3 protein-coding genes are annotated in these 2,839 nt (G+C 74.1%); 2 read left to right on the forward strand and 1 reads right to left on the reverse strand.

The window, feature by feature from the left end; all coding sequences use genetic code 11:
- On the forward strand, nt 1–381 hold a 381-nt coding region (locus SACPADRAFT_RS33210; RefSeq protein ID WP_007027133.1), incomplete at its 5' end, for an alpha/beta fold hydrolase.
- A 106-nt stretch (nt 382–487) separates the two neighbouring features.
- On the opposite strand, the gene SACPADRAFT_RS0218775 is transcribed toward SACPADRAFT_RS33210, so the two are convergent.
- The gene (locus SACPADRAFT_RS0218775) at nt 488–1,159 is read right to left on the reverse strand and encodes a TetR/AcrR family transcriptional regulator (protein WP_007027134.1); all 672 of its coding nucleotides are present in this window, start codon (nt 1,157–1,159) and stop codon (nt 488–490) included.
- A gap of 87 nt (nt 1,160–1,246) precedes the next feature.
- Between SACPADRAFT_RS0218775 and SACPADRAFT_RS0218780 the strand changes: the two genes are divergently transcribed.
- Nucleotides 1,247–2,341, forward strand: coding sequence for an alpha/beta fold hydrolase (locus tag SACPADRAFT_RS0218780; protein WP_007027135.1), 1,095 nt, complete (start codon nt 1,247–1,249; stop codon nt 2,339–2,341).
- Nucleotides 2,342–2,839 lie beyond the last annotated feature (498 nt).

Raw genomic sequence — 2,839 nt, forward strand, 5'->3', positions numbered from 1 at the left:
CGGGTGGGCGCCCGGTGGCTCGTCTTCGGTGACCGGCCGCGTCGTGCGGACGTCGGGTCGGTGGCCGACCAGCTGCTCCGGGCGCACCCCGCCAGCGTCGGGGCGTTCCAGACCGCGATCTCCCGGCACGACCGCCGGGCGGCGCCGGCACGGTTGAACGGCATCCCCGGTGTCGTCCTGGTGGGCACCGCCGACCGGCTCTGCCCGCCCCGGCACGCACGGGTGATCGCGGGGGAGTGGCACTCCGGACGGCTGGTGACCTACCCCCGTGCGGGGCACATGCTCCCGCAGGAACGCGCCCACGAGGTCGCCCTCCACCTCAGCGCCCTCCTCCCCCGTCCCACACCCACCCGCACCCGCCCCTCCCCGGTGCCGGCGTGAGGTGGGTGTGCCGTGAAGGCCCCCTTCCCTGCGTGTGATGCAGTGAAGGGGTCCCTCGCTGCGTGTGGCGCAGGGAAGGAGTCCTTCACGGCACCACCCGGGGTGCCTACTCGCGGCCGCTGAGGGGGAAGCCGGCGCCGATGCCGCGCCAGGCGAGGGTGGAGGTCAGGGCGACCGCCTCCTCCTGGCTCACCGTGCTGTCCTGGTTCAGCCAGAAGCGGGCGCTGACCTGGCTCATCCCCACCAGGCCGACGGCGAGCAGCCGTGCCCGGTCCTCGTCGAGCCCGGCGTCCGCGGTGATCGTCTCGGTGATCGCGTCGACGCTGGCGGAGGTGGCCCGGTCGACCGCCTCCTGGACGGCGGGTTCCCCGCGCAGGTCCGACTCGAAGACCATCCGGAAGGCGCCCGCGTCCCCGTTGACGAAGTCGAAGAACGCCCCCACCGCGTTTTTCACCCGTTGCTTGTTGTCGGTCGTGGACGCCAGCGCGCGTTCCACGGCCGACACCAGGTGTTCGACGTGGTTCTCCAGCAGTGCGATGTAGAGCTCGAGTTTGCCCGGGAAGTGCTGGTAGAGCACCGGCTTGCTCACCCCGGCCCGGTCGGCGATCTCGTCCATCGCCGCGGCGTGGTAGCCGTTGGCCGCGAAAACCCGCTGGGCCGCGTCGAGCAACTGCGCACGACGCTCCGTGCGCGGCAGTCGAACCCCCCGTCCGGGCGCCGCGGACCCGGTGGGCGTCGAGCCCGAGGTCCCGCCCTGCGCGTGCGTCGTGTCCGTCATCCCCGCCTCCGTTTTCGTTTCCCACCGCACATTACTTGTGGGTACGCCACCCACGCCAAGACGACCGGGCTGCGGCATCCTGGGATTGTGTCCGAAAGACTGCCCAGTCCGCTCGCCGACGCCGTCGATTCCCGGGCCCGGTTGCGTCCGCCGCTGACGCACGTCCCGCTGTCGGACGCCCCCCTGCCGTCGCTCGACGGCATGACCGGTCCGTGGCCCGGGGCCGAGGTGCGGGTGTGCGGAGGTGTCGACGGTACCGACGTGGCGGGCAGCCGGTACGACGGCGTGCTCCACGTGCGGCACACACCCGGTCCCGGGTCCGTGCGGGAGCAGCCCGGGCGGCACCCGGCGGGCGGCGCCCGGACGGCGGTCTACGTCCACGGCCTCGGTGGGTCCTCCACCAACTTCAGCGACCTCGCGGGCCTGCTCTCGCCGTGGGCGGAGGGACACGCCCCCGACCTGCCGGGGTTCGGGTTCTCCCCGCCCACGGAGGGCTTCGACTTCAGCCTCCGCGCCCAGGCCGACGTGCTCGCCGACTACCTCACCGGGCACTGCCGGGGGCCGGTGGACCTGGTCGGCAACTCCATGGGCGGGGCGGTCGCGATGATGCTGGCGGCGCACCGGCCGGAGCTGGTGCGCACGTTGACCCTCGTCTCGCCCGCGGTCCCGGACCGCAGGCCCGACCCCCGCAGGCTCGCCGACCCCCGGTTGCCGTTGGCGTATCTGCCGCTGGTCGGTCGGCGGGTGCGCAGGCGGCTGGCGGCGATGTCCCCGCGGCAGCGCGCCGAGCAGGTCCTCCGGCTCTGCTTCGCCGATCCGACCCTGTTCCCGGAACACCGGTTGGCGGAGCTGATCGACGAGCACGGCGCGCGTGCCTCGCTGACCTGGGCGGAGGAGGCGCTCGGACGCAGCACGACGGAGATCTTCCGGGCGTGGTTCACCCCCGGTCGCGGGTCACTGTGGGCGCTCGCCCCGCGGATCACCGTGCCGACGCTGGTGGTCTGGGGGATGCGGGACCGGGTGATCTCGGTGCGGCGGGCCCCGCGGACGGCGCGGACGTTGCCGCGGGCCCGGCTGCTCGTGCTGCCCCGGACGGGCCACCTCGCCCAGATGGAGCGACCCACCACCGTGGCGCGGGCTGTTCTGGGGCTGTGGGACCGAGCCGACGAGGGGAACTGGTAGCGGATACTCCGCCGATCGAGTGACGCGGGAGGGGTCGAACGTGGCGAGCCGGGAACGTCCACGGGAGCGTGAATATGGCACGCTGAGCCCGTGGGTCGGGTAACAGAAGGAACACAGGACGGCCACGAGCGGGACGGTGCCGACTCCCGCGCGTCCGCCGCCGATGCCCGTGCCCCGCGGGACGACCGTCGTCGTGGCGGCTCCGGGAGGAGGACCTCCGCCGGGGCGCGGTCGGCGTCCACGGGGTCGACGGCGTCCGGAACGACGGCGTCGTCGGAGCGGAAGTCCCCGAAGGAGCGGAAGGTCCGGGGTTCGGCCCGGAACGCGGACCCGTCCGCGAAGCAGTCGGACGCCGAAGGACCGGACAGCGCCGCGGGACCGACGCGGAGCCGGTCCACGGGCGGTGCCGCCGGAGGGACCGGGAAGAAGACCGGAGGTGCGGCGCGCGGCGGGCGTGCCGGTGGACGCCGTTCCGCCGCGGCGGACACACCGGGGGGC

Origin of the sequence: Saccharomonospora iraqiensis subsp. paurometabolica YIM 90007 (assembly GCF_000231035.2) — a bacterium.
In the GTDB taxonomy this organism is placed as follows: Bacteria; Actinomycetota; Actinomycetes; order Mycobacteriales; family Pseudonocardiaceae; genus Saccharomonospora; species Saccharomonospora paurometabolica.